The sequence below is a fragment of the Pseudomonas sp. FG29 genome (assembly GCF_057809355.1).
Genome location: NZ_JBMDJU010000039.1, coordinates 1 through 25,652, shown reverse-complemented (window position 1 = coordinate 25,652; position 25,652 = coordinate 1). Strand labels below are relative to the sequence as shown.

At 64.2% G+C, this 25,652-nt stretch carries 20 protein-coding genes; 7 read left to right on the top strand and 13 right to left on the bottom strand.

What is annotated here, in order from left to right:
• Nucleotides 1-186 precede the first annotated feature (186 nt).
• From sutA to glnK, 5 genes are all read right to left on the bottom strand, one after another.
• The gene (gene sutA, locus ACODS1_RS23220; RefSeq protein WP_489087497.1) at nt 187-510 is read right to left on the bottom strand and encodes a transcriptional regulator SutA; all 324 of its coding nucleotides are present in this window, start codon (nt 508-510) and stop codon (nt 187-189) included.
• Between the two features lie 77 nt (nt 511-587).
• On the bottom strand, nt 588-1,013 hold the full coding sequence (locus tag ACODS1_RS23215; RefSeq protein WP_489087496.1) for a secondary thiamine-phosphate synthase enzyme YjbQ: 426 nt from the start codon (nt 1,011-1,013) through the stop codon (nt 588-590).
• A gap of 93 nt (nt 1,014-1,106) precedes the next feature.
• On the bottom strand, nt 1,107-2,360 hold the full coding sequence (locus ACODS1_RS23210) for an ammonium transporter (RefSeq protein ID WP_489087495.1): 1,254 nt from the start codon (nt 2,358-2,360) through the stop codon (nt 1,107-1,109).
• A 112-nt stretch (nt 2,361-2,472) separates the two neighbouring features.
• Nucleotides 2,473-3,789, bottom strand: a complete 1,317-nt coding sequence (locus ACODS1_RS23205) for an ammonium transporter (protein ID WP_489087494.1) — start codon at nt 3,787-3,789, stop codon at nt 2,473-2,475.
• A 41-nt stretch (nt 3,790-3,830) separates the two neighbouring features.
• Nucleotides 3,831-4,169 carry a P-II family nitrogen regulator gene (glnK, locus tag ACODS1_RS23200; RefSeq protein ID WP_003096476.1) on the bottom strand — a complete coding sequence of 113 codons (339 nt, stop codon included), beginning with the start codon at nt 4,167-4,169 and terminating at the stop codon, nt 3,831-3,833.
• Nucleotides 4,170-4,578: 409 nt separating this feature from the next.
• Here glnK and ACODS1_RS23195 point away from each other — a divergent pair, with 409 nt between their 5' ends.
• Complete coding sequence (locus tag ACODS1_RS23195) at nt 4,579-4,836, top strand: accessory factor UbiK family protein (RefSeq protein ID WP_099524737.1); 258 nt, start codon at nt 4,579-4,581, stop codon at nt 4,834-4,836.
• 93 nt (nt 4,837-4,929) lie between these two features.
• Nucleotides 4,930-6,423 carry a YifB family Mg chelatase-like AAA ATPase gene (locus ACODS1_RS23190; RefSeq protein ID WP_489087493.1) on the top strand — a complete coding sequence of 498 codons (1,494 nt, stop codon included), beginning with the start codon at nt 4,930-4,932 and terminating at the stop codon, nt 6,421-6,423.
• A 3-nt stretch (nt 6,424-6,426) separates the two neighbouring features.
• On the opposite strand, the gene ACODS1_RS23185 is transcribed toward ACODS1_RS23190, so the two are convergent.
• Nucleotides 6,427-8,403 carry a methyl-accepting chemotaxis protein gene (locus ACODS1_RS23185; protein ID WP_489087492.1) on the bottom strand — a complete coding sequence of 659 codons (1,977 nt, stop codon included), beginning with the start codon at nt 8,401-8,403 and terminating at the stop codon, nt 6,427-6,429.
• A 174-nt stretch (nt 8,404-8,577) separates the two neighbouring features.
• The gene (locus tag ACODS1_RS23180) at nt 8,578-9,498 is read right to left on the bottom strand and encodes a LysR substrate-binding domain-containing protein (RefSeq protein ID WP_489087491.1); all 921 of its coding nucleotides are present in this window, start codon (nt 9,496-9,498) and stop codon (nt 8,578-8,580) included.
• A gap of 138 nt (nt 9,499-9,636) precedes the next feature.
• Between ACODS1_RS23180 and ACODS1_RS23175 the strand changes: the two genes are divergently transcribed.
• Nucleotides 9,637-11,016, top strand: coding sequence for a NorM family multidrug efflux MATE transporter (locus tag ACODS1_RS23175; RefSeq protein ID WP_489087490.1), 1,380 nt, complete (start codon nt 9,637-9,639; stop codon nt 11,014-11,016).
• A gap of 39 nt (nt 11,017-11,055) precedes the next feature.
• Here ACODS1_RS23175 and ACODS1_RS23170 read toward each other — a convergent pair whose 3' ends face one another.
• Nucleotides 11,056-12,726 (bottom strand): putative bifunctional diguanylate cyclase/phosphodiesterase, encoded by a 1,671-nt coding sequence (locus ACODS1_RS23170; RefSeq protein ID WP_322981786.1) that lies wholly within the window; start codon nt 12,724-12,726, stop codon nt 11,056-11,058.
• 272 nt (nt 12,727-12,998) lie between these two features.
• Between ACODS1_RS23170 and rep the strand changes: the two genes are divergently transcribed.
• Nucleotides 12,999-15,008, top strand: coding sequence for a DNA helicase Rep (rep, locus tag ACODS1_RS23165; protein ID WP_489087489.1), 2,010 nt, complete (start codon nt 12,999-13,001; stop codon nt 15,006-15,008).
• A 217-nt stretch (nt 15,009-15,225) separates the two neighbouring features.
• On the top strand, nt 15,226-15,798 hold the full coding sequence (locus tag ACODS1_RS23160; protein WP_489087488.1) for a xanthine phosphoribosyltransferase: 573 nt from the start codon (nt 15,226-15,228) through the stop codon (nt 15,796-15,798).
• A gap of 5 nt (nt 15,799-15,803) precedes the next feature.
• Here ACODS1_RS23160 and ACODS1_RS23155 read toward each other — a convergent pair whose 3' ends face one another.
• Together ACODS1_RS23155 and ACODS1_RS23150 are read right to left on the bottom strand one after the other, a co-directional pair.
• On the bottom strand, nt 15,804-17,258 hold the full coding sequence (locus ACODS1_RS23155) for a methyl-accepting chemotaxis protein (protein WP_489087498.1): 1,455 nt from the start codon (nt 17,256-17,258) through the stop codon (nt 15,804-15,806).
• Between the two features lie 358 nt (nt 17,259-17,616).
• The gene (locus ACODS1_RS23150; RefSeq protein WP_489087487.1) at nt 17,617-18,693 is read right to left on the bottom strand and encodes an FAD-dependent oxidoreductase; all 1,077 of its coding nucleotides are present in this window, start codon (nt 18,691-18,693) and stop codon (nt 17,617-17,619) included.
• A 256-nt stretch (nt 18,694-18,949) separates the two neighbouring features.
• Here ACODS1_RS23150 and ACODS1_RS23145 point away from each other — a divergent pair, with 256 nt between their 5' ends.
• Nucleotides 18,950-21,811, top strand: a complete 2,862-nt coding sequence (locus tag ACODS1_RS23145) for an EAL domain-containing protein (protein WP_489087486.1) — start codon at nt 18,950-18,952, stop codon at nt 21,809-21,811.
• Here ACODS1_RS23145 and ACODS1_RS23140 read toward each other — a convergent pair.
• The 3 genes from ACODS1_RS23140 to rpmB all read right to left on the bottom strand — a co-directional run bounded on the left by ACODS1_RS23140 (nt 21,799) and on the right by rpmB (nt 23,644).
• Entirely contained in the window at nt 21,799-23,013 is a 1,215-nt protein-coding gene (locus ACODS1_RS23140; protein WP_489087485.1) for an HDOD domain-containing protein, read from the bottom strand. The genes ACODS1_RS23145 and ACODS1_RS23140 overlap by 13 nt on opposite strands.
• Before the next feature lie 228 nt (nt 23,014-23,241).
• Nucleotides 23,242-23,397 (bottom strand): 50S ribosomal protein L33, encoded by a 156-nt coding sequence (gene rpmG, locus ACODS1_RS23135; protein ID WP_012703270.1) that lies wholly within the window; start codon nt 23,395-23,397, stop codon nt 23,242-23,244.
• Between the two features lie 10 nt (nt 23,398-23,407).
• Nucleotides 23,408-23,644: a 50S ribosomal protein L28 gene (gene rpmB, locus ACODS1_RS23130; protein ID WP_003242523.1), complete on the bottom strand. Its 237-nt coding sequence runs from the start codon at nt 23,642-23,644 to the stop codon at nt 23,408-23,410.
• A 347-nt stretch (nt 23,645-23,991) separates the two neighbouring features.
• Here rpmB and ACODS1_RS23125 point away from each other — a divergent pair, with 347 nt between their 5' ends.
• A complete protein-coding gene (locus ACODS1_RS23125; protein WP_489087484.1) occupies nt 23,992-25,569 on the top strand; it encodes an ABC transporter substrate-binding protein in 1,578 nt (525 codons plus the stop codon).
• Nucleotides 25,570-25,652 lie beyond the last annotated feature (83 nt).

Sequence of the window (25,652 nt, the reverse complement as noted above, 5' to 3'; positions counted from 1 at the left end):
GCTTACTTTTCTTTGCGCACTTCAAAGAAAAGTGAGTCGCCCGAGGGGGCGAAACCGGGAGTTTCTGCACACACCGCAGCGGCGTCCAGAAACAAACTTACCAGTATCAAGACGGACTTTCCCAAGACTCCACAAAGAACCATAAAAAACCCGCCATGCAGGCGGGTTTCTTATAGCGAGCCGTCCTCAGATGGGGCGGCTGCCGTATTTGCTGTCAGGCTTCTTGGGTGGGTCGGCGACCACGTTGGGCTCCACCTCCTGCACCTTGCCACCACGCGCGAGGAACTCTTCCATGGCGCGCGCCAGGGCATCACGTTCCTTCTGCTTAGCCTCGATGCTGGGCAGCTCGTCGACCTCGACGGCCTTGGCCTTGCTCTTCTTGCCAGGCGCTACGACTTCACCGTCGCCGCCATCATCACCAGCGTCGCCGTCATCGGCTGCCGCCAGCTCCTCACCGTCATCCTCGTCGGAGGCTTCCAGATCATCTTGTTCCAGGTCTTCGTCGCTCATGTTCAACCTCATGACTTGCGAAAAGCAGGTTAGTTATAGACCAGCTACGCAGCCTTCACTGCCCAGCCAGAAAAAATTCAAATCACCTCACCGTGCAGCGTCGCCAGCACCCGGCGCGCACCGCCATGGTCGCGATGTTCGCCGAGATAGATGCCCTGCCACGTGCCCAACGCCAGGCGTCCATCCTGTATCGGCAGCTGTAGCTGAAAGCCCAGCAGGCTGCCTTTGAAGTGCGCCGGCAAATCGTCCGGCCCTTCGTAATCGTGTTCGTAGCCCGCCTCGCCTTGCGGCGCGAGACGGTTGAAGAAACGCTCGAAATCGCGGCGTACGGCCGGGTCGGCGTTCTCGTTGACCGTCAGCGACGCCGAGGTGTGCTGCAACCACAGGTGCAACAGACCCACACGCATCTGCGCCAGTTCAGGCAATCGTCCAACGACCTCATCGGTCACCAGATGAAAACCGCGGCTGCGCGGCGACAGTTCGAGGGTGCGCTGTATCCACATGGCACATCTCCCAGGCTTCGGCGCGCGCATTCTAGCGTGCTGTCAGAAAAAACAAAGGGCGCCGAAAGGCGCCCTTGTTTTTTCCACCGGCGCTTACTTCTTGCCAGTGAACTCCGGGTAGGCTTCCATGCCGCATTCGGCGATGTCCACCCCCTCGTATTCCTCTTCTTCGCTGACGCGCAGGCCCATCACCGCCTTGAGGATGCTCCAGACGATCAGGCTGGCGATGAACACCCAGGCGAAGATGCAGCCGATACCGAGCAACTGAGCGCCCAGCGAGGCGTCGTTGTTGGTCAGGCAGACGGCCAACAGGCCCCAGATACCGACCACACCGTGCACGGAGATGGCACCGACCGGGTCGTCAAGCTTGAGCTTGTCCAGGCCGAGGATGGAGAACACCACCAGCACGCCACCGACACCACCGATCAGCGTCGCCTGCAGCGCGCTCGGGGTCAGCGGCTCGGCGGTGATGGCCACCAGGCCAGCCAGCGCACCGTTCAGTGCCATGGTCAGGTCGGCCTTGCCGAACAGGATGCGGGCCACGATCAGTGCCGCGATCAGGCCACCGGCAGCGGCCATGTTGGTGTTGGTGAACACCTGAGCCACGGCGTTGGCGTCTTCGATGGTGCTCATCTTCAACTGCGAGCCACCGTTGAAGCCGAACCAGCCCATCCACAGGATGAAGGTGCCGAGAGTCGCCAGCGGCAGGTTGCAGCCCGGAATGGCGTTGACCTGGCCATTGGCGCCGTACTTGCCTTTACGCGCCCCCAGCAGCAGCACGCCAGCCAGAGCAGCCGAGGCACCCGCCATGTGCACTACGCCCGAACCGGCGAAATCGAGGAAGCCGGCGGAGTTGAGGAAGCCCGAACCCCATTTCCAGAAACCCTGCACCGGGTAGATGAAGCCGGTCATGACCACGGCGAAGGCCAGGAAGGCCCACAGCTTCATGCGTTCGGCCACGGCACCGGAGACGATCGACATGCAGGTGGCAGCGAACACCACCTGGAAGAAGAAGTCCGAACGAGCCGAGTAGTACGGGGCATCGTCGCCACCGGCCAGGACAGCCTCGACAGTGTTCTCGTCACCGATCAGGAACCCCAGGCTCGGCAGGATGCCGCCCTCGGGGCTGGAGTACATGATGTGGTAGCCGATCACCAGGTACATGACGCTGGCAACCGCGTAGAGGGCGATGTTCTTGGTCAGGATCTCGGTGGTGTTCTTGGCACGCACCAGGCCGGATTCGAGCATGGCGAAACCTGCCGCCATCCACATCACCAGCGCACCACAGATCAGAAAGTAGAAGGTGTCGAAGCCGTACTGCAATGCAGTCAATGCTGTGTTGTCCATTGTTCACCTCTTGCCGGCGCGCTTATGCATGCGCTCTTCGGTAGAGACGCCCGGGTTGGCGCCGGGCGCGCTCCATGTGAAGGCCTGCCAGAGTGCGGCAGGCCTCAGCCACTTACAGGATGTAACCGCGCTCGTTGTGCTGAGCCAGGTCGAGACCGACAGTCTCTTCCTCTTCGCTGACACGCAGCCCCATCACCACATCGATCACCTTGAGAATCACGAAGGTGACAATGCCGGTGTAGACGACGGTGAACAGCACACCGACGAACTGGGTCCAGACCTGCGCACCGATGTCTTCGACGGTGCCGAAACCACCCAGGGCCGGTGCAGCGAACACACCGGTGAGGATGGCGCCGACGATACCGCCAACACCGTGCACGCCGAAGGCGTCCAGGGAGTCGTCGTAGCCCAGCTTGCGCTTGAGGCTGGTGGCGCAGAAGAAGCAGATCACGCCAGCCGCTAGGCCGATGGCCAGGGCGCCCATGGGGCCTGCAGTACCTGCGGCCGGAGTGATGGCGACCAGACCGGCGACCACGCCCGAGGCGATACCCAGTGCGCTTGGCTTACCGTGGGTCAGCCACTCGGCGAACATCCAGCCCAGCGCCGCAGCAGCGGTGGCGATCTGAGTGACCAGCATGGCCATGCCGGCGGTGCCGTTGGCGGCAACTGCGGAACCGGCGTTGAAGCCGAACCAGCCGATCCACAGCATGGCAGCACCGACCAGGGTGTAGCCCAGGTTGTGCGGCGCCATCGGCGTGGTCGGGAAGCCCTTGCGCTTGCCCAGAACCAGGCAGGCAACCAGGCCGGCGATACCGGCGTTGATATGCACCACGGTGCCACCGGCGAAGTCCAGCACGCCTTCATCCCACAGGAAGGCACCGTCACCGGACCAGACCATGTGGCAGATCGGGGCATACACCAGGGTGAACCAGACGCCCATGAATACCAGCATCGCGGAGAACTTCATGCGCTCGGCGAAGGCACCGACGATCAGCGCCGGGGTGATGATGGCGAAGGTCATCTGGAAGGTGACGAAGATGCTCTCGGGGAAGGCGCTGACCAGGCTGTCGACAGTCAGACCACTAAGGAAGGCCTTGTCCAGGCCACCCACGAAGGAATGGAGGTTGGTGACACCCTTCTCCATGCCGGTGGTGTCGAACGCCAGGCTGTAGCCGTAGATCACCCAAAGAATGCTGATCAGGCCGGTGATGGCGAAGCACTGCATCATCACCGACAGGACGTTCTTCGAACGCACCATGCCGGCGTAGAACAGGGCCAGGCCCGGGATGGTCATGAACAGAACCAACGCGGTGGCAGTCAGCATCCAGGCTGTGTCACCGGAATTCAGCGTCGTTTCCGCGGCCATGGCCAGACCCGGGGAAAGCAGGGACAAAAGGGCTCCAAGCCCTGCGATTTTTCGCAGAGTCATGATTTAACTCCTGGGACGATTCTGGGGGTAGGGCGCTGGGCTTAGATCGCGTCGGTATCGGTTTCGCCGGTACGGATACGAATCGCCTGCTCCAGGTTGACCACGAAGATCTTGCCGTCACCGATCTTGCCGGTGTTGGCTGCCTTGGTGATGGCCTCGATCACGCGATCGAGTTGATCGTCGGCGATGGCGACGTCGATCTTCACCTTGGGCAGGAAGTCGACGACGTATTCGGCGCCACGGTACAGCTCGGTATGGCCCTTCTGACGACCGAAGCCCTTGACCTCGGTAACGGTGATGCCTTGCACGCCGATTTCCGACAGCGACTCGCGTACGTCGTCCAGCTTGAACGGCTTGATGATGGCAGTGACTAGCTTCATGAAACTTTCTCCCGTGTTAGGTGGACTTGCCCCAGGAATTTTCGGCCCGTCGCAAGTCTAAGCGCAGTGTCCGGCTTTTGTAATGCACCGACCGCCCCAACCGGGCCTGGCCGATACCCATCAACCGCTCCCGACGAAACACTCCCCCGCTTCGCCTGACGCTCCGGTACTGCATCGGTGCATGCGTCATCAGGGGTTAAGCAGAAAGCTTGCCAGCTCGAAAAAAAGACCGTTTATCAAGCGCTTGAGCAAGCAAAAGGGCTTTTCCCAGGGAAGCGCGCCCTGATGTGCGCACCAAAAGCGCGCACACGGCCTGTTCCAGTCGCTCAAAAAGCGTGCAAAGCCGCACCGCCAGTCCCCATTCAGGTCACGTGCTACACTGCCGGCCATCTCGATCTGGAACCCGACCATGCTGCCGCCCAAAGCCCTGCTCGACACCCTCAGTAGCCACGCCTCGCGCCTGTTCAGTGGTGACAGTCCGCTGCCCCGCGCCGAGCTTGAAGCCCAGTTCAAGGCCCTGCTGCAAAGCGGTTTCAGCAAACTGGATCTGGTCAGCCGCGAGGAATTCGACAGCCAGATGGTGGTACTGGCCCGCACCCGCGCCCGCCTGGAAGCGCTCGAGGCCAAGGTCGCCGAGCTGGAAGCCAAGCTCACCGCCGCAGACTAAGGTTATGGTGTAGGAGCGGCTTCAGCCGCGAACAGGCTTCGCGACCGCAGCCGTTACTACAGGCACTGCCCCCCACTTGATCAAGGAGCGATCATGTCCCTGGCCATCGTCCACAGCCGCGCACAGGTCGGCGTCGAAGCACCGGCCGTCACCGTCGAAGCCCACCTGGCCAACGGCCTGCCGGCACTGACCCTGGTGGGGCTGCCGGAAACGGCGGTGAAGGAAAGCAAGGATCGCGTGCGCAGCGCCATCCTCAATTCCGCCTTCGATTTCCCGAATCGCCGTATCACCCTCAACCTGGCACCAGCTGACCTTCCCAAGGATGGCGGGCGTTTCGACCTCGCCATTGCCCTGGGCATTCTCGCAGCCAGCGGCCAGATACCCGCCGATACGCTGGACGAGTACGAATGCCTGGGCGAGCTGGCACTTTCCGGCGCGCTGCGTCCAGTACAGGGCGCGTTACCTGCGGCGCTGGCTGCACGCGAGGCCGGGCGCACCTTGCTGGTGCCGCTGGCCAATGCCGAGGAAGCCAGCCTGGCCTCCGGCCTGAAAATCATCGCCGTCGAGCATCTGCTGCAGGTGGCTGGCCATCTCAACGGCAGCCAGCCGCTGCAGCCTTATGCAGCCAAAGGCCTGCTCCGGCAGAGCTTGCCCTACCCCGACCTGGCAGAAGTTCAAGGACAACTCGCCGCCAAACGCGCCCTGCTGGTGGCAGCGGCGGGCTCGCACAATCTGTTGCTCAGCGGCCCACCCGGCACCGGCAAGACGCTGCTGGCCAGCCGTCTGCCGGGCTTGCTGCCAGCGCTGGAAGAGGACGAAGCGCTACAGGTCGCGGCGATTCATTCCGTTGCCAGCCACACGCCATTGCAGCATTGGCCACAACGCCCCTTTCGCACGCCCCACCATAGTGCATCCGGGCCGGCGCTGGTCGGTGGCGGCAGTCGCCCGCAACCGGGGGAAATTACCCTGGCGCACCAGGGCATCCTGTTTCTCGATGAGCTACCGGAGTTCGACCGCAAGGTGCTGGAAGTCTTGCGTGAGCCACTGGAAAGCGGCCATATCGTGATTGCCAGAGCCCGTGACCGGGTTCGTTTTCCTGCGCGTTTTCAGCTCGTCGCAGCGATGAATCCCTGCCCGTGCGGCTATCTGGGCGACCCCAGCAACCGCTGTCGCTGCACGCCGGATCAGATCCAGCGCTACCGCGCCAAGCTCTCCGGGCCACTGCTTGATCGCATCGACCTGCACCTGACCGTGGCGCGCGAAACAACGGCTCTGAATGCAGCGCCGCAAAATGGCGAAAGCACAGCCGAGGCCGCCGCTAAGGTGGCGCAGGCACGTGAACGGCAACTGCAGCGCCAGGGCGTGGCCAATGCCTTTCTTGACCTACCCGGCCTGCGCCAGCACTGCCATCTGCCGGACATCGATCGCCAGTGGCTGGAGGGCGCCTGCGAACGCCTGGGCCTATCCCTGCGCGCCGCCCATCGCGTGCTCAAGGTGGCGCGTACCCTGGCCGACCTGGAGGGCACCGACGCCATTGCCCGTCAGCACCTGGCCGAGGCACTGCAATACCGCCCCAGTCTGAGCTAAGGCTTAGTGGAAGCGCTCGACTTCCTGACGTAGCTGCGCGGCGACCTGATCCAGTGCGCTGGCGGTCTGCGCCAGGTTGGCCACCACTTCGCGCTGCTCGCCGTTGGCATGGGCGATATTCTGCAGATTGCCGCTGAGCACGGTGGCGGTGCGGCTCTGCTCCTGGGTCGCCGTGGTGATCACGGCAAACTGCTCGCCGGCGGCGCTGCTGCGCTCAGTGATCTGCGCCAGCGCGGCGGCGACCTTGGAATTGCGTTCGAGGCCTTCCTGCATCAATTGCCGACCCTGCTCCATGGTGGCAATGGCGCTGCTGGTTTCGCTCTGGATGCTGCTGATCATCGCGGAGATCTCGTTGGTCGCCTCGCGAGTACGACCGGCCAGATTGCGCACCTCGTCTGCGACTACGGCAAACCCCCGGCCCTGCTCGCCAGCCCGCGCTGCCTCGATGGCGGCGTTCAGCGCCAGCAGGTTGGTCTGGTCGGCGATGGAGGTGATCACGCTGACGATGCCGCCGATTTCCTGCGAGCGCTGGCCCAGGCCGTCGATCACCCGTGAGGTTTCGTTCAGCGCCTCGGCGATCTGTACCAGGGCTTCGGAAGCCTGATCCATGGAGGTGCGGCCGACTCGGGTCTGCTGCGCGTTCTCGCTGGCCAGGCGCTCGGTATCGCGCATGTTGTCGGCGATATCCTGCGAAGTGGCGCTGAACTCTTCAACCGCGCCGGCCATGCTGCTGATCTCGCCAGACTGCTGGTCGATGCCCTGGTAAGCCTCGTGAGACAGGGACGACAACGTTTGTGCGCGAGCGCTGACGTCCTGCGCGGCATGGCGAATGCGCGCCACCATGGTCGACAGGGCCTCGCCCATCTGGTTGAAGCTGCGCGCCAGCATGCCGATCTCGTCATCACTGGACAGCGCCAGGCGCACGCTGAGGTCGCCGGCACCGAGCGCATGCGCCTGCTGCACCAGATCCTCCAGCGGACGCAGCTTGCGCCGCAACAGCCAGACCACGGCGATCACTGCCAGCAGCAGGGTGATGGCGCTACCGATGGCGAGTTGGGTACCGACACTCCAGGTCACCGCCTGGATCTCTTCGCGCGGCATGCTCGCCAGCACCGTCCAGGGGCCACCGGCAAAAGGCCTGGCGACACTGTAGAAGTCCTGCTGGCCGTCATGCCAGAAGCCGCCCTCGCCAGCCCGCGTGATCAGCGCGCTCAGCTCGCTGGGCAGGCTGTCCAGGGCGCCTGCACCGGCGGGTTTGACCAGCCACTTGCCCTGCTCGTCCAGCAGCGCCAGGGAACCGGTGCTGCCGATGCGGAACTCAGTCAGTTTGCGCAATTGCAGGTTCTGCGCGTCGGTGTAGTCGAAGCCGACGAAAAGCACGGCGATGACCTTGCCGCCAGCGTCACGCACCGGGGTGTACTGAGTCATGTAATAACGATCGAACAACAGAGCCTTGCCCACATAGCCCTGCCCGGCCAGCAGACGCTGGTAGGCCGGGTGCAGATGATCGAGTGCGGTACCCAATGCGCGGGTGCCATCCTGCTTGGTCAGGGAGGTGGTGATACGAATGAACTCGTCACCATCACGCACGAACACGGTGGCCACACCGGCGGTCATGCGTTTGAAATCGTCCACTTCGGAGAAGTCATTGTTGAGGCGGTTGTCGCCGAGATACAGCGCGGGCGTCTGCAGACTGCCTACCGCAACACGCTCATCCGCCTGCACACGCACGCCCTGGCTGAAGCGTTGCTCGAACAGCCCAGCCAGACGCTGGGTGCTGTCACGCAGGCTGCCGTGGAAGGTTTCCAGTTGGTCGGCCAGCAGGCTGGCCTCGCTGCCCAGGTGCTTGGCACGCGTGGCGAGGTTGGCCTCGTTCAGCGAACGCAGGGCGAACAGGGTGCTCAGACTGATCAGCAGTACCAGCATCAGCGCAAGCGCAGCGGCCAGTTGCAGGGCTATACGGGAACGAGGCGGGTTCATGATGGGCTCCAAGACTGTCATACGCTGGCAATGGGCGGATGACCGACGCAATATCGATACCAGGCCTGGTCGTCCTATGACTCGGCGAAAGCGCGCGAGAGTACTTGAGTGTTTAGCTCAGTCAATAACAAAGCGCCAAATGGCCATCATTTTTTATCAAAATGTCGTGACCGATTAATGCACGCACTCGACCGCCGGCAAAACCACAGCCTGCACCTCAGCCAGCAGGTAATCACGCAAGCGCCGCAGGCGCCCCTGAGCACGATGCGCACGCGGCCATACCAGATAGTAGCTCTCGCCACTGAATACGGCGGTCGGCCAGGGCAAACCGAGGCGCCCGAGGGCCACATCCTCGGCGACCATCAGCAGATCGCCAATCGACACGCCGTAGCCACGGGAGGCGGCGACGATGCCCAGCTCCAGCATGTCGAACATCTGCCCACTCTTCAGCGGCACGGCTTCGCTCAGACCTGTAGCGTGCAGCCAGCGCCGCCAGTCGCGGCGATCCACGGTGGGATGGAGCTGTTCCGTGGCCTGCAGCCGCGCCAACGACCAGGGCCCGTCCGCCGCGTCTGTCGCGCTGCACACCGGGATCAGCCACTCCTCGAACAACAGGGTGCTCTCCCATTCGTCGGAAAAGTTGCCATCCGACAGCAACACCGCACAGTCGAAGGGTTCCTGGCGGAAATCCACCTTGTCCACATCCATCCAGGCGCTGGTCAGTTGCACCTCGGCATCGGCATGCGCCAGGCGATAGTGCGAGAGCCGCGCCAGCAGCCAGCGCACGGTCAGCGTCGTGGGCGCTTTCAGGCGCAAAACGCCATCGTCGGTCTGCAGGATTGCGCACGCACGCGCCAGGCTGTCGAAGCCTTCGCTGACGCCGGGCAACAGGGCGCGCGCCTGTTCGCTCAACTGCAGGCTGCGCCCATGACGCTCGAACAGGCGGCAGTCGAAGTGTTCCTCCAGGGTGCGAATGTGCCGGCTCACTGCACTTTGGGTAATGGCCAGTTCCTCAGCCGCGCGGGTGAAGGAGGCATGCCGCGCGGCAGCTTCGAAGGCGCGCAGGGCATAGAGCGGAGGCAGGCGTCGATTCATCGAGGCAATCCATGAGTTTTTAGAATGTAGCCATGGCTATTTTCCTTTTGTGAGGAATTAACTCAAGCCAGAGAATGGAGCGCATCCACTCTCACCCGAGAATCTGGCGAGATTTCTCCTGCCGAAGTTTGACTCATCATGACGCTTTCCCCTGGACACGAACTGCGGGCGCTGCTGCGCCTGGCCGGCCCGCTGATTTCCGCGCAACTGGCCCATGCGCTGATGATCTTCACCGATACCCTGATGATGGCCATGCTCGGCCCACAGCAGTTGGCTGGCGGTGCGCTGGGTGCGACCTGCTACTTCATCTTCTCGATCTTCTGCACCGGCGTGATCGCCGCCGTGGGCAGCCTGGTCGCCATCCGCCATGGCGCCGACGACGCGGCGGGCGTCTCCCGGCTGATCCAGAATGGCCTGTGGCTGGCCCTGCTGCTGGGCGGCATCAGCGCCCTGTGCCTCAATGGTCTGGGGCCACTGCTGCCCTATCTAGGCCAGGAACCGAGCGCCGCCAGCCAGGCCATGGCCTTCCTGCATCCGCTGTCGCTGGCACTGCCCGGCTACCTGTGCTTCATGGCGCTACGCGGTTTCACCAGCGCCATCGGCCATCCCGGCCCAGTCATGGCGATCAGCATCGTCGGCACCGTCGCCAACTTCGTCATCAATTACGCATTGATCCAGGGCTGGTTCGGCCTGCCCGAACTGGGCCTGAGCGGCATCGGCACGACCACTGCCCTGGTCAGCAGCGGCATGGCCCTGGCGCTGGCCCTGTATATCCGCGCCGCGCCTACCTACCGCCGCTACGCACTGCGCCTCGGTCGCCCACAGCAGGCGGACATGCGCGCGCTGCTGCGCCTGGGCCTGCCCATCGGTGGCACCTATGCGGCCGAGCAAGGTCTGTTCACCTTCGCCACGCTGTGCATGGGCGCACTGGGCAGCGTGCAGTTGGCGGCTCATCAGATCGCCATGCAGACCGTCGCGCTGGCGTTCATCGTGCCGCAGGGGCTGTCCTACGCCGTAACCTTCCGCGTCGGCCTGCATTACGGCGCCGGGCGGCTGCCGCTGTCGCGCCTGAGTGGGCACCTGGGCATGCTGCTCGGTGCGGGGCTGATGCTGCTGTTCGCCTTGCTGTTCTGGCTATTGCCGGAGTGGATCATCGGCCTGTTCCTCGACCGCAGCGACCCGGCTTTCGCCGAGATCATCACCCTGGCGGTGAGCCTGCTGGCAATCGCCGCCTGGTTCGAACTGTTCGACGGCCTGCAGAGCATCGCCATGGGCGCGATCCGTGGCCTGAACGACGGGCGCCTGACCCTGGTGATCGGCCTGGCCGGCTACTGGTGCGTGGGCGCACCGTTGGCCTGGCTGCTGGGCTTCGTGCTGGGCTGGGGGGCACAGGGCGTATGGTGGGGCCTGGCCGCCGGGCTGGCAGTGACAGCCAGTGGGCTGGTGCTGGGCTTCCAGTGGAAAACGGCGCGCCTGCAACGACCGAAAGCCCCCGAGGAAAAAGCCTGCCTGGCGTAGCCCGGATGCAATCCGGGGCCGCACCTGAGTCGCTTGCGGCTACGCGCTGCCACCGAACAGCGGCTGACGCATGCCGAATACCAGAAAGCGCGCCAGCTCTGCGAGCGGCACGGGCTTGCTGATCAGATAGCCCTGCACCTGATTGCAGCCGTACTGGCGCAGCATGTTCAGTTGCTCGATGTTCTCCACCCCCTCGGCCACCACCTCGAGGTTGAGGTTGTGCGCCAGATTGATCATCGCCTTTACCAACTGGCGGTTCTCGGCGCGCTCACCCATGCCAGCGACGAAGCTCTTGTCGATCTTCAGCAGGGCGATGGGCAGGCTGTTGAGGTGCACGAAGGAGGAAAAACCGGTGCCGAAGTCGTCCAGGGAGAAGCGCACCCCCAGCCGCCCCAGGGCCAGCATGGTCTGCTGCACCTGATCGCTGCGGCGCATGACGGCGGTTTCGGTCAGCTCGAATTCCAGCCATTGCGCGTCCACGCCACGGTCTTCGATCAGGCGCGCCAGCGTCGACAGCAACTGGCTGTCGAGAAACTGACGAAACGACAGGTTGATCGCCATGTGCAGGGCCGGCAAACCACGCCCGAGCAGCCACTGCATGTCGCGCAGGGCGCGGGCGATCACCCAGTAGCCGAGCGGCACAATCAGCCCGGTTTCCTCGGCCAGGGGCACGAACTCACTGGGCGCCAGCAGGCCACGCTCGGGATGCTGCCAGCGCACCAGGGCTTCCAGGCCGACGATGCGGCCGCTCTCCAGGCACAGCCGCGGCTGATAGTGCAGCTCCAGCTCGTCCCGGCGCAGGGCGCGGCGCAGCTCGCTCTCCAGGTCAGCCTGGCGGCGCGCGCTGCGGTTGAAGCGCTCATCGTAGATATGGAAGACGCAGCCGGCATGGGCCTTGGCCTGCTGCATGGCGCTGTGCGCATGCCACAACAGCGGATCGGCACCTTCGCCGGCGCGGGCATGGGCCAGGCCGAGGCTGCAGCCGATGAGCAGACTTTCGCCATCGACCCAGTAAGGCTCGGACAGCGACTCGGTGACCTGCTCGGCCAGACGCTCAGCCCGCTGCGGGTCACGGCGTACGTCGAGCAGCAGGGCGAACTCGTCGCTGCCCAGCCGTGCCAGGTGATCGCCGGGCTGCAGCAGTGCCTTGAGCCGCGCCACCACCTGCAGGATCAGGCGGTCGCCCCCCTGGTAGCCGAGGGCGTCGTTGGCATGGCGGAAGTTGTCCAGGTCGAGGTGACCGAGCACCAGGCCACGCCCGGCGCATTCGCTCAGGCGCGCGGCAAGCAGGGTCAGCAGGCCCTGGCGATTGGCGATCCCGGTCAGCGGATCCTGTTCGGCCAGGCGCTGCAGGGTGTGCTTGAGATTGCCCTGCTCGCGGGCATAGCGCAGGCAGCGGCGCAGGGTATCCAGAGTCAGGCTGTCACGCACCAGCCAGTCGCTGACGCCGACGGGCAGGTGCTGCGGCTCGGCATCGAGCAACAGCACCACGGGCAAGGGGCAACGGGTGGGATCGGGCAGGTGCTCGGGCGTGGCCAGCAGCAGGCCATCCACGGCATCATCGAACAGATTGCTGGCCGCCTCCCAGGAGGGCGCGGTGATCAATGGCGACTGGCTGTTCAGTGCGCTCAGGTGCTCACGCAGCAGCTCGGCCCACTCTGGCGTATCCGCCAGCAATACCAAGCGTACGGGTTCGATGGGCGTGGACAAGCAACCTCCCCCAAAACACAAGAATGATGGCGACTTCTGATCGCCTGGTCGCGTCTTAATCGACGTCTAATCAAGGACATCCGTGTGAAATGTGGCGTACATCCTGAGGTATTGCCAAAAAACCGGCAAGTCCCTTGAGGGTACTGCAATCGGATAAATAACCAAGCGCAACGATGTCGCATTGCGTGCGCCAGGCCACAGTTCCAGACGGTCGCGGCAGAAAACCTCAGGCCTGTTAGAATGCGCGGCCCATTTTTCCTGCAAGCGATCCCATGTCCCGACTCAATCCCCGGCAGCAAGAAGCCGTGAACTACGTCGGCGGCCCCCTTCTGGTGCTGGCCGGCGCGGGTTCCGGCAAGACCAGCGTGATCACGCGCAAGATCGCCCATCTGGTGCAGAACTGCGGCATCCGCGCCCAGCACATCGTCGCCATGACCTTCACCAACAAGGCCGCGCGCGAGATGAAGGAGCGCGTCGGCACCCTGCTCAAGGGCAGCGAAGCACGCGGCCTGACCGTGTCGACCTTCCACAACCTGGGCATGAACATCATCCGCAAGGAATACGCGCGCCTGGGCTACAAACCCGGCTTCTCGATCTTCGATGACGGCGACATCAAGGCGCTACTCACCGACATCATGCAGAAGGAGTATTCCGGCGATGACGGTGCCGACGAGATCAAGAACTACATCGACAGCTGGAAGAACGACCTGATCCTGCCCGACGACGCCCTGGCCAATGCCCGCGGGCCCAAGGAGCAGACCGCCGCCATCGTCTACCTGCACTACCAGCGCACGCTCAAGGCGTACAACGCGGTGGACTTCAACGACCTGATCCTGCTGCCGGTCAAGCTGTTCCAGGAGCACGCCGACATCCTCGAGAAGTGGCAGAACCGCATCCGCTACCTGCTCGTCGACGAATACCAGGACACCAACGCCAGCCAGTACCTGCTGGTGAAAATGCTGGTGGGCATGCGCAACCAGTTCACCGTGGTCGGTGACGATGACCAGTCGATCTACGCCTGGCGTGGCGCGCGCCCGGAAAACCTGATGCTGCTGAAAGAGGATTACCCCTCGCTGAAGGTGGTGATGCTGGAGCAGAACTACCGCTCCACCAGCCGCATCCTCAAATGCGCCAACGTGCTGATCGCCAACAACCCGCACGTGTTCGAGAAGCAGCTGTGGTCGGAGATGGGCCACGGCGACGAGATCCGCGTGATCCGCACCCGCAACGAGGACGCCGAGTGCGAACGGGTGGCGCTGGAAATTCTCACCGAGCACCTGCGCACCCAGCGCCCGTATAGCGATTTCGCCATCCTCTACCGGGGTAACTACCAGGCCAAGCTGATGGAGCTGAAACTGCAGCACCACCAGATTCCCTATCGCCTGTCCGGCGGCACCAGCTTCTTCGCCCGCCAGGAGGTGAAGGATCTGATGAGCTACTTCCGCCTGCTGGTCAACCCGGACGACGACAACGCCTTCCTGCGGGTGATCAACGTGCCGCGCCGTGAGATCGGCTCGACCACCCTGGAAAAGCTCGGCAACTACGCCAGCGAGCGCAAGATCAGCATGTACGCCGCCGCCGGTGAAATCGGCCTCGGCGAGCACCTCGACGCGCGCTTCACCGAGCGCCTGCAGCGCTTCACCAAGTGGATGGATCGTGTGCGCCAGGAGTGCGCGCAGAACGACCCGATCGCCGCCATCCGCAGCATGGTGATGGACATCGACTACGAGAACTGGCTGCGGCAGAACGCCTCCAGCGACAAGGTGGCCGAGGCGCGCATGGGCAACGTCTGGTTCCTCGTCGAGGCGCTGAAAAGCACGCTGGAACGCGACGAAGACGGCGACATGACCATCGAGGACGCCATCGGCAAGCTGGTGCTGCGTGACATGCTCGAGCGCCAGCAGGAAGAGGAAGAAGGCGCCGAAGGCGTGCAGATGATGACCATGCACGCCTCCAAGGGCCTGGAATTCCCCTCGGTGTACATCATCGGCTTCGAGGAAGAGATACTGCCGCACCGCTCCAGCATCGAGGCCGACACCATCGAGGAAGAGCGGCGCCTGGCCTACGTCGGCATCACCCGCGCCAAACGCAACCTGGCGCTGACCTTCGCTGCCAAGCGCAAGCAATATGGCGAAGTGATCGACTGCTCGCCGAGTCGCTTCCTCGATGAGCTGCCACCCGAAGACCTGGTCTGGGAAGGCCTGGAAGAAGCCCCAACGGAGGTCAAGACCGCCCGTGGCAACGACGCGCTAGCCAACATGCGCGCCATGCTGAAAAAATAGCCGGGAGCTATTTTTAACGTCGCGCAGCGACGGCACGAAGGGCGGCAGCCAGGGATGGCAGGCCGTAAAAAATGACTGGGAGTCATTTTTAACATCGCGCAGCGATGGCCCGCAGCGGATGGCAGATACCGAACAAGCGACACCGTAGCCCGGATGCAATCCGGGGAAACCGTCCCGGATTGCATCCGGGCTACGTTCACCTCAAGAGGAACCCCGCGTGCAAGCGCTGAAACAGAAGATTCGCGAGGAAGGCATCGTCCTGTCCGAGCAGGTATTGAAGGTCGACGCCTTTCTAAACCACCAGATCGACCCGGAGCTGATGCAGCAGATCGGTCACGAATTCGCCCAGCGCTTCGCCGATCAGGGCATCACCAAGATCGTCACCATCGAAGCCTCCGGTATCGCACCGGCGGTCATGGCCGGTCTGGAGCTGGGCATCCCGGTGATCTTCGCGCGCAAGTTCCAGTCACTGACGCTCAAGGACGACCTGCTGATCTCCAAGGTGTTCTCCTTCACCAAGCAGACCGAAAGCACCATCGCCATCTCCGCCCGCCACCTGACCGCGCGCGACAAGGTGCTGGTGATCGACGACTTCCTCGCCAACGGCCACGCGGCCAAGGCGCTGATCGACCTGATCCAGCAGGCCGGCGCGCAGATCGCAGGCATTGGCATCGTCATCGAGAAGTCCTTCCAGAACGGCCGCGCCCTGCTGGAAAGCGAGGGCTACCGCGTCGAATCGCTGGCCCGTGTGGCCGCGCTGGAGAACGGCCAGGTGCGCTTCATCGACTGAGCCGCTCAGGGCTCGGGCTTATAGCCCAGACGCAGGCCGCCCCAATGCCGCCCCCGCACCAGGATCGGCACCGAGAGGTCATGCATCAGCTCGCCGGTATCGCGCATGTAGGTCTGCAGCAACAGGGCCTGGCGGTGACTGCCACAGCGGATGCCGGTGCGATCATTGAACAGACGCTTGCCGCGGCTGCGCGTGGCGTCGACCGCCGGGTCGCCGCTCGGCGGGTGGTTGAACGCCTGGTTGTGGGTCGGCACATAACCTTCGGGCGTGGTGGTGATGGCGAACACCAGTCCCTCGTGGCGCTTGAGCAGCGGCTCCTGTAACCCCGGTAGCACCTGATCGGCATACTGGTCGAAGCGGGTGCGGTACTTCTGCGGCTGGGTACCGGCAATCGGTTGATAGTTGCGGTCGAACAGATCGTCGAGCGCGATGCGCCCGGCAGAGAGATCCGCCTCGAACTGTGCGGCAATCGCCGCCGCACCCTCACGGGCCAGGTCATAGATGCGCTGGTGATAGTCGTCCAGGCCAACCTCGGCGAGTTGCTCGCTGACCGTCTCGGCCTGCCCGACCAGTTGCTCGGCAGCGCCTGCCAACTGCCGCGTCTGCCCCTCGCTGCCCTGCACGTCGTCACGCAACTGCAGGGCCGCCGCCGACAGGCTGGCCAGGCGCTGGTGGTTATCCGCCGTCCCGGCACTGATCTGCGCCACCTGCTGCTCCACCTCCTCGGCCTGATCGGCGATGCCGTGCAGTTGCTCGCCAGCACGCTCGATCTGCCGCGCCGCCTGTTCCAGCTCGCTGCTCTGGCGCTGGATATGGCTGACCACCGCCGCGCTCTGCTGGCGAATATCGGCGACCATCTGGCTGACTTCCTCGGTCGCACTGGCGGTGCGGGCGGCCAGATTGCGAACCTCGTCGGCGACCACGGCAAAGCCGCGGCCCATCTCGCCCGCGCGCGCCGCCTCGATGGCCGCGTTGAGCGCCAGCAGGTTGGTCTGGCTGGCGATGGACTGGATCACCTGGGTAACCTGCTCGATCTGCTCGGTCCGGCTGCCCAGGCCGTCGATCAGCTCACGGCTGGCCAGGGTCTGCTCGCTGAGCTGCTGCATGCGGGCGATGGCCTGGGTCAATTCGGCCTGGCCGCTGCTGCTGGCGGCACGCACGTGCTGTGCGGCGGCCAGGGTCTGCTCGGCGCGCTGGGCGCTGTCCTGCTCGGTGAAGGTGATGGCTTCGGCCGCCTCGCTGACCTGCTCCACGGCAGCCAACTGCGTCTGCAGGCGCCCGGCCAGGTGTTGCACGGCATGCGCCACGCGCGCGGCGGACAGGGCATTGTGGCAGGTATGGCGCGACAGGCCACGGCTCAACTCGACGAAATCGCTACCGCCCGGTGAGGGCCTGACGAGCGCATCGCCTTCGTCACGTCGCTGCCAGGGCCCCAGCCAGGGCCACAGGGCCAGGATCATGAAGGACGGTACGCTGATGTACAGCGGCAACTGCATCGACTGGTAGGCCACCATCAGGGCGGCCAGCCCCAGCGCATGCAGCGCACAGGTGAAGGGGGAACGGACAAACGCAGCTTGCATGACCGACCTCGCGATTCTTGTTCTTGCGCGCGGCGACGCGCTGAGAGCGGACGGTGGCATGGACGACCTCCTTGATCATCTCGCCGCGCCCACAAGGCAGGCTAGGCGATTGGCGGCTAACCGGCGAGAGTCCCAAAACGGGCGACGGTCAGGTAACGCTCGATTCGACCATCCGGCCAGCACGGGTGCCATCACACTTTGGTCGCAGCCTACCCCGTACTCGGGTACGACACCACCGCTATCCAGCGAGGTGATGACGGCGCACGAAGCGCTGATCGAGCCAGTCCTTACAACGCCCATAGAACTGACCATCGGCACTCCAGCCGCGCCAATCGAGCAAGGCACCACCATCACCGGTGGCCAGCAGCGTAAGCCCCTGGCGTGGCGCCCGATACAGGCGCAGTGGCTGGTTCTGCAGGGCGGCCTGCAGGTTGCCCGCCAGCACCCGCCCCTGGCGCGAGGAGCGACTGAGGCTGCGTGGCACGTCGAGCAACGTGGCGCACTCGCCGACGGCGAAAATCTGCGGGTGCGACAGGCTCTGCAGGCTGTCGTGGATGGCCACGAAACCCTCGGCATCACAGGCCAACCCCGAGGCGCGCAACCACGGCCAGGCTCGCGCGCCACTGCCAAGTAGCAGACGTCGCCCACGCCAGACCGGCTCATCGCCGCTGAGCAGCCAATCGTCCTCGATGCGTCCTATCGGACAATGTTCACGCACCTGCACGCCGCGCAGACGCAAGTAGCCCAGCGCACGCAGGCGCAGCCCAAGCGATTGCCCCGGCAGCAGCGGCCCGCCGCAGAACAGGGCCAGATTGGGCACCTGCCCGGCAATGGCCAACGCGAGCTCGACGCTGCTCGGCGTACCACCGAGGATGGCCAGGCGTCTCGGCTCTTGCTGCCAGGCGCGCCAGCCGGCCAGGAACTCATCGATGGGCCGCGCGGCCAGTACCTGCATGGCATCGCCTGTCTTTGGCGGCGGCAGCAGGCCGGCACCGACATCCAGCGATAGCCACTGCGCCTGCAGCGTGCGGCCGTCGGCCAGGTGCAAGGTGCGACTGTCGGCCTGCAAGCCGTCGATGGCGCACTCGATCAGTTCGACCTTGGCAGCCCGACACAGCGGTTGCAGCGCGATTCGGCAGGCATCTTCGGCGCAGTGCCCGGCGACCAACCCTGGCAGACGTCCGCTGTACCAGGCATGCGGCGCAGAATTGACCAGGGCGATGCGTCCCTGAGGGCGTGCCACCAGCGCCCAGCGCCGCAGCACACCGAGATGGGCATGCCCGGCCCCCGCCAGAATCAGGTCGTAGTCACTCATCTAACACTCTTCATTCCCTCGCAATGGCAGGCACTTCTGCAGTACCGAACCTGGCCTGCAGTAAGATGGCCTGGCGAGCATGTCGCGATGATCCCATGCTCGCAAGCCCTGCTGCAGGCACAGCGGCGATGAACGTCATTCGTCAGTACACGGAGGGGTTGAGACACGCCGCGCAATGATTTTGCCAGCACTCGACTAAAATCCCCGAGCGCCCTTTCCGAATGGCGCCCTCGTAGTGATCCCTGAGGCGCCGTCGATGGCTCGCTGTTTTTCCCCGCTGCTGCTGTTACTTTGTCTGATCGGTGCCTGGCCGACCTGGGCAGAATCGCGCCTGCCCCTGCATCAGCCAACCCGTGAGTTTCTCACCGAGCCCTTCGCGCTCGATCACAGCCTGCTGCTCGAAGATCCGCAGTCCACGCTCACCGCCGACGAGGCGCTGCCGGCACTGATCGCGCGCGGCCAGCCCATCACAGGCAACGCGCGCATCGGCTATTCAACCAGCACCTGGTGGCAGGCCATGCAGGTGAGCCTGCCGACCGACGAGGCGGTACAGTTGATCGTCGCAACCCCGTTTCTGGACAACCTCGACCTGTGGTTGTTCGATGGCGAACACCCGATTGGCTCGCTGCGCAGCGGCAATCGACAACCCTTCAACGAGCGCGGCGAGCCCTATCCGCAATTCATGCTCGCCTTGCCACACCTGCAAGCAGACCACCCCTATACCCTGCTGCTGCGCGTGAGCAGCCATTCCTCGATCGACCTGCCATTGCAACTGGTCAACGCCGAACGCAGCCCCGCGATGATCGGCCAGAGCTGGTTGCGCAGCGGCCTGCTGGTCGGCGCCCTGCTGGGCCTGGCGCTGTTCTACCTGATTCGCTACAGCACCCTGCGCGAAGCGCAACTGGCCTATTTCAGCCTCACCGCTCTGTGTGCGGCCGCCTATAACGCCAGCCTGTACGGCGTGGTCGGCCTGGTGGCGGGCGACCAGCCCGGTCTGTCACGCGTTCTGGTCAACCTGCCCACAGCAGGCATGCTGATCTTCAGCTCACTGTTTCTCGCCAGCGCCCTGCAGGTGCCGATGCGTCGCCTGCGCTGGGTACGCGAGCCACTGTTCGCCGCCATCTTGCTGGTGTGCGTGGGTGGCCAGTTAAGCGATCACCCACAGACCTACCGCGTGCTCAACCTGCTGATCCTGATGACCGGTGTCTATCAACTGGCCCTGCTGACATTCGCCATACGCATGCGCCGGCCTTATGCACTGGGCTACCTGCTGTGCTGGAGCGCGGTCCTGCTGCTGATGCTGTTGCTACCGCTGAGCCGCAACGGCCTGTTGCCCATGCCTCCGGGCCTGCACAATCTCCATGCCTCGCTACCGGTGCTGAGCATGTTGATGTTCGGCGCCTTGCTGGACAAACAACTGGAGCAGGTACGCCGTGCCCTGCTGACCACCCAAACTCAGGCCATCGACAATCTCGAGCAGTATCAGGCGCTGTTCCGCCACAGCGGCGAAGGCATCTTTCGTTGCAGTCGCGACGGCCACCTGCTCGAAGCCAACCCGAGTCTGACGCGTATGCTCGGCGGCGACAGCGCCCGCTTGCTGACTCAGCCACTGCAAGCGCTGCTCGGCGAAGACACCTGGGCCGAATTGCTTGCCGGCATGGAGACAGGCGACGGCACCGTCAGCCGTGAATGCCAGTTGCGCGACCTGCAGGCGCGCACGCACTGGGTATACCTGTCGCTGCATCAGCAAGAGACACAGGACAGCATCGAGGGCATCGTCGTCGACCTCAGCGAGCGCCGCGCCCTGGAAGAACGCCTGCAGCACCTGGCCGCCCATGATGCCCTGACCGGGATTTACAACCGCCGCGAACTGGAGCGCCTGTTGTCCGGCACCCTCAGTGGTCGCGCTGGCGTGCATTTCAGCCACCTGCTGTGCCTGGGCCTGGATCGCTTCAAGCAGGTCAACGACCTCTGCGGGCACCTGGCCGGCGATCAGTTGTTGCGCCAGCTGGCCAACCAGTTGGGCCGTGCATTGCCGCGCCATGCCGAGCTTGCCCGTATCGGCGGTGATGAATTCGCCATCCTGCTGCGCGAGGCAGACGACGCCGCGGCCCTGGAACAGGCCGAGCGGCTGCGGCGCAATGTCGAGCAGTTCATCTTCACCTGGGAGAATCGCCCGTTCCGCCTGCACGCCAGCATCGGCCTGCTGGCCCTCGACTCGGGCGTACGCGATTGGGAAACCGCCCTGAACTGGGCCAGCAGCGCGGCACAACTGGCCAAGCATCAGGGGCGCAATCGCGTCCAGCAGTTCAACCCGGCCGACGGCGCGCTGCTCGAACATCAGCGCCAGCTGCAGTGGATCACACGTCTGCGCGAAGCGACCGAGCGCGGTCATTTCGAGCTGTTCCAGCAACCCGTCATGCCGTTGCAGGCGCAGGCCGACGGCCTGCATTACGAGGTACTGCTGCGCTACCGCGACCCGCACAGCGGCGAGTGGATCAGCCCGCTGCAATTTCTCGATGCAGCGGCACGCTACGGTTTTCTCGGTGCCATCGACCGCTGGGTGATCGAGCATCTGTGCGCCTGGCTGGCGAACAATCCTCGGCATCTCGCCAATCTGGCTCAGGTCAACGTCAACCTGAGCGCCGAATCGTTACTCGACCAGGGCTTCCACCGCTTGCTGCACGAGACCCTGCAGCATCACGGCCTGCCCGCCAGCAAGCTGTGCATCGAAGTGACCGAAATGGTCGCCCTCGGCGAACTGGGCGTTTCCGCCAAATGGATCGACGAGCTACGCGGCCAGGGACTGAAAGTGGCACTGGACGACTTTGGCAGCGGCTTCGCCTCCTACGCCTACCTGCGCCACCTGCCGCTGGATATCCTGAAGATCGACGGCAGCTTCATTCTAGGCATCGAGCAGGATCCGATCAACCAGGCGATGGTCGGCTCCATGCAGCAGATTGCCGAGCAACTGGGGCTTTGCACCGTGGCGGAGTTCGTCGAGACGCCAGAAAGCCTGGAGTGCCTGCGCCAACTCGGCGTCGACTACGCGCAGGGTTATCACGTCGGCAAGCCACAACCCCTGGCGCTGCTGGCCGATGCCCCTCAGCAGGCTTGATACAAGGCCGTCGGCAGCCGCTCGAACAGGCTGTCGTCGAGGCGCAGCAGGCGCACGCAGCGCTCTTCGGCCAGCGACTGCGGCGCCTCATGGGCCGGCAGGGCAAGCAGGCAACTGCTCAGGTTGAGCACCAGCGCCTCACGCGAGTAGACCCCACGGCCCAGGCCATAAAAGGCCGCGATCAGCTCACGCAAGCCGAACGGCAGCCGCCAGCGGATACGCAACGCCGAACCGAAACTGGCCGCGCGCTGGCGCAGGGCCTGGTCGAGCCGCTCGTTACTCAACTCGCCGCCGGCATCCAGCCACTCCTGCAGGCTACGCAGCAGCGCCAGCTCACCGATGTTGTGCAGCAGTCCGGCGGTGTAGCAAAGCTCGGCGTCCAGACGCAGCTCCAGCGCCAGCCAACGCGCCAGCTCGGCGCTACGCTGCGCCTGCTGCAGGGTGACGGCAGCCAGCTCGGCCAGGCGCGGATCACGCAACTGACCACTGCGCTGCAGAGCCAGCCCCAGCACCAGGTTGAGCGTGCGCGAGATGCCCAGGCGATGCAGTGCCTGGCTGAGCGTCTGACAGGGCGCACCCTGATGCTGCGCGGCCGCCCCGGCGGCAGCAATCAGCGTGGCGGTAATCTGCGGGTCGCGCGCGAAGACCGCCTCCAGCTCGCCCAGATCCTGCTCGCCGGACTGCAAACCCTGGCTCACCGCCATGCGGACATCGCTGAGCAAGGGCGCACCCTGCCCCTCCTCGCGCACGCTGTCGAGGTACTCGTCGAGATCGCTGACCAGCAAGGGCGCCCGCGTGGCCTGCGCCGCACTGCGTTCAGGCAACAGGCCCTGCAAACGCAGGCGCAGGCTTTCGGCATTGAAGGGCTTGGCCAGGTAGACGCTGGGCGCCAGCGGCCGCGCCGCCTTGACGCTCTTGGCATCCAGGCGTCCGCTGATCAGCACGAACGGCAAGGCCGGGGTACGCGGATGGCGCCGCAACTGACGCAGCAACTCCAGGCCATCGAGCCCGGGCAGCTCGCCGTCGGCGATCACCAGATCCGGCAAGCGCCGCTTGCAACGCGCCAGCGCAGCCTGGCCATCGCTGACCTGCAGCACGCGCGCATCGCCACGCACGTCCAGCACCAGTTGCTGCAGCAGGTTGGATGTCCAGGGATCAGCCTCGGCAATCAGGACTTCCACGGGATGGGCTGAAGCGCTCATGCAGCTCTCGGGTCGGTAACGAAAGGGAATTTGCCCGACCAGGCGCAGTGTCGCTGCGAAAGCTGTACGAGGCGTCAGTTTCAGGTCAGGCGCGCAGTCTAACCGGCGCCTGTCGTCGAGTCAGCCGGCTCGGCGCAGGCAACGCGCGGAATGAATCGGACGAATTGCCGCAGGCAGAAATGAAAAAGCCCGCCAGAAGGCGGGCTCTCTCGAAGAAAGGCCGATCAATTACTTGATCTTGGCTTCCTTGTAGATCACGTGCTTACGCACGACAGGATCGTACTTCTTGATCTCGATCTTGTCGGGAGTAGTGCGCTTGTTCTTGTCGGTGGTGTAGAAGTGGCCGGTACCGGCGCTGGACACCAAACGGATCAGTTCACGCATGACTCTCTCCTTAAACCTTTTCGCCGCGAGCGCGCAGCTCAGCCAGCACTACATCGATGCCACGCTTGTCGATGACACGCATGCCCTTGGCAGATACGCGCAGACGTACGAAGCGCTTCTCCGACTCAACCCAGAAGCGGTGATGCTGCAGGTTCGGCAGGAAACGACGACGGGTTTTGTTGTTTGCGTGGGAAATGTTGTTCCCGGTTACCGGACCCTTACCGGTAACTTGACAGACTCTCGACATGCCTCAGCCCTCTAAAACCACATGCCCAACCCGGCATGGGTTGGCCGCTTAAACTCAATGTCATTGGCGCTCAGCGCCGCGTTTCTCGAGGGTCTTACCGGGCGCACTGAATAGCGCAAGAACCGGGCCCCTAGAAAAGAGCGCTGCTTTATACCAGAAACCCCTGGACGCAACAAGGAAAAACGCAGGATAAAACAACACGCCATCCAAGCCGACCGGCCAGGCGCCGCAAGCCCGGGGCCTTGCTCGGGCACGACCGCTCGTCGCCTGCAAATGGTATTCAGCGCCGAGCAAATCGACTAGGGTTCATCCGTGCTGCCATCGCCTATAAAGATGAGGAATCGACCATGCGCCTGCTACTCGCCACGCTGTTCTGCGCTCCATTGCTGAGCCAGGCCGCCACGCTCGCCGTCTGCACCGAGGCCAGCCCGGATGGCTTCGATGTGGTGCAGTACAACTCGCTGACCACCACCAATGCCTCGGCCGATATGCTGATGAACCGCCTGGTGGAGTTCGATGCCGAACAGGGCAAGCTGCTGCCAAGCCTGGCGCGTAGCTGGTCGGTTTCTGAGGACGGCCTGGTCTACGACTTCCAGTTGCGCGACGACGTACGGTTCCACCACAGCGCCGACTTCACCCCCAGCCGCAACCTGAATGCCCAGGACGTACTGTTCAGCTTCGAGCGCATGCTCGATCCCCAGCATCCATGGCACAAGGTTGCCGCCAGCGGCTACCCGCATGCGCAGTCGATGCAGTGGCCGAGCCTGATCGCCAAGGTCGAGGCAGTCGATCCCCAGCATGTGCGCATCACCCTGACCCGCCGCGACGCGACCTTCCTCGCCACCCTGAGCATGGGCTTCGCTTCTATTTATCCGGCCGAGTACGCAGAGCAGCTGCTCAAGGCAGGCACCCCGGAAAAACTCAACAGCGCGCCCATCGGCAGCGGCCCCTTCGTCTTCGAGCGTTTCCAGAAGGATGCCGTGGTGCGCTACAGCGCCAACGCCGACTACTTCGCTGGCAAACCCGCCATGGACAAGGTGGTCTTCGCCATCACCCCGGACAGTAATGTGCGCCTGCAGAAACTGCGCCGTGGCGAGTGCCAGATCGCGCTGTCACCCAAGCCGCAGGACGTACAGACCATCGCCGGCGACGGCAAACTCAAGAGTGCGCAGACCGCCGCGTTCATGACCGCCTTCGTCGGCATCAACAGCCAGCACCCACCGCTGGACAAGCCGCAGGTGCGCCAGGCGATCAACCTGGCATTCGACAAGGCCAGCTACGTCAAAGCAGTATTCGAAGGCAGCGCCGAGCCGGCCAACGGCCCTTACCCCCCCAATACCTGGGGCTACGCCAAGGATCTCCCCGGTTATGCCCATGACCCGGCAAAAGCCCGCACCCTGCTGGCCGAAGCGGGCCTGAAGGATGGTTTTAAGACCACCATCTGGACACGGCCAAGCGGCAGCCTGCTCAACCCCAACCCCAGTCTCGGCGCGCAGTTGCTCCAGGCGGATCTGGCCAAGGTCGGCATCGACGCCGAGATTCGCGTAATCGAATGGGGCGAGTTGATCCGCCGCGCCAAGGCCGGCGAGCATGACCTGCTGTTCATGGGCTGGGCCGGTGACAATGGCGACCCGGATAACTTCCTCACCCCGCAGTTCGCCTGCGCTTCGGTGCAGTCCGGGCTGAACTTCGCGCGCTACTGCGACCCGGCGCTGGACAAGCTGATCGCAGAGGGCAAGACCAGCAGCGACCAGGCCGAACGCAGCCGCCTCTATCATGACGCCCAGACGATCATTCAGCAGCAGGCGCTGTGGCTGCCGCTGGCTCATCCGACGGCGTTCGCGCTGCTCAGCAGCAAGGTCGAGGGGTACAAGGTCAGCCCGTTTGGCCGGCAGAATTTCGCTTCGGTGCAGATGGCGCCATGAGCCGTGGTGGGCTAAAGCCCACCCTACACGGCACACGAAGGCACGTAGGGCGGGTGCAACCCGCCACCCTCGATGCGGCGGGT

Bases quoted from the DNA above. Each gene is read 5' to 3' on its own strand.
- sutA (WP_489087497.1), bottom strand. From the start codon at position 510: ATGAGCGACGAAGACCTGGAACAAGATGATCTGGAAGCCTCCGACGAG.
- ACODS1_RS23215 (WP_489087496.1), bottom strand. From the start codon at position 1,013: ATGTGGATACAGCGCACCCTCGAACTGTCGCCGCGCAGCCGCGGTTTT.
- ACODS1_RS23210 (WP_489087495.1), bottom strand. From the start codon at position 2,360: ATGGACAACACAGCATTGACTGCATTGCAGTACGGCTTCGACACCTTC.
- ACODS1_RS23205 (WP_489087494.1), bottom strand. From the start codon at position 3,789: ATGACTCTGCGAAAAATCGCAGGGCTTGGAGCCCTTTTGTCCCTGCTT.
- glnK (WP_003096476.1), bottom strand. From the start codon at position 4,169: ATGAAGCTAGTCACTGCCATCATCAAGCCGTTCAAGCTGGACGACGTA.
- ACODS1_RS23195 (WP_099524737.1), top strand. From the start codon at position 4,579: ATGCTGCCGCCCAAAGCCCTGCTCGACACCCTCAGTAGCCACGCCTCG.
- ACODS1_RS23190 (WP_489087493.1), top strand. From the start codon at position 4,930: ATGTCCCTGGCCATCGTCCACAGCCGCGCACAGGTCGGCGTCGAAGCA.
- ACODS1_RS23185 (WP_489087492.1), bottom strand. From the start codon at position 8,403: ATGAACCCGCCTCGTTCCCGTATAGCCCTGCAACTGGCCGCTGCGCTT.
- ACODS1_RS23180 (WP_489087491.1), bottom strand. From the start codon at position 9,498: ATGAATCGACGCCTGCCTCCGCTCTATGCCCTGCGCGCCTTCGAAGCT.
- ACODS1_RS23175 (WP_489087490.1), top strand. From the start codon at position 9,637: ATGACGCTTTCCCCTGGACACGAACTGCGGGCGCTGCTGCGCCTGGCC.
- rep (WP_489087489.1), top strand. From the start codon at position 12,999: ATGTCCCGACTCAATCCCCGGCAGCAAGAAGCCGTGAACTACGTCGGC.
- ACODS1_RS23155 (WP_489087498.1), bottom strand. From the start codon at position 17,258: ATGATCCTGGCCCTGTGGCCCTGGCTGGGGCCCTGGCAGCGACGTGAC.
- ACODS1_RS23150 (WP_489087487.1), bottom strand. From the start codon at position 18,693: ATGAGTGACTACGACCTGATTCTGGCGGGGGCCGGGCATGCCCATCTC.
- ACODS1_RS23145 (WP_489087486.1), top strand. From the start codon at position 18,950: ATGGCTCGCTGTTTTTCCCCGCTGCTGCTGTTACTTTGTCTGATCGGT.
- ACODS1_RS23140 (WP_489087485.1), bottom strand. From the start codon at position 23,013: ATGAGCGCTTCAGCCCATCCCGTGGAAGTCCTGATTGCCGAGGCTGAT.
- rpmG (WP_012703270.1), bottom strand. From the start codon at position 23,397: ATGCGTGAACTGATCCGTTTGGTGTCCAGCGCCGGTACCGGCCACTTC.
- rpmB (WP_003242523.1), bottom strand. From the start codon at position 23,644: ATGTCGAGAGTCTGTCAAGTTACCGGTAAGGGTCCGGTAACCGGGAAC.
- ACODS1_RS23125 (WP_489087484.1), top strand. From the start codon at position 23,992: ATGCGCCTGCTACTCGCCACGCTGTTCTGCGCTCCATTGCTGAGCCAG.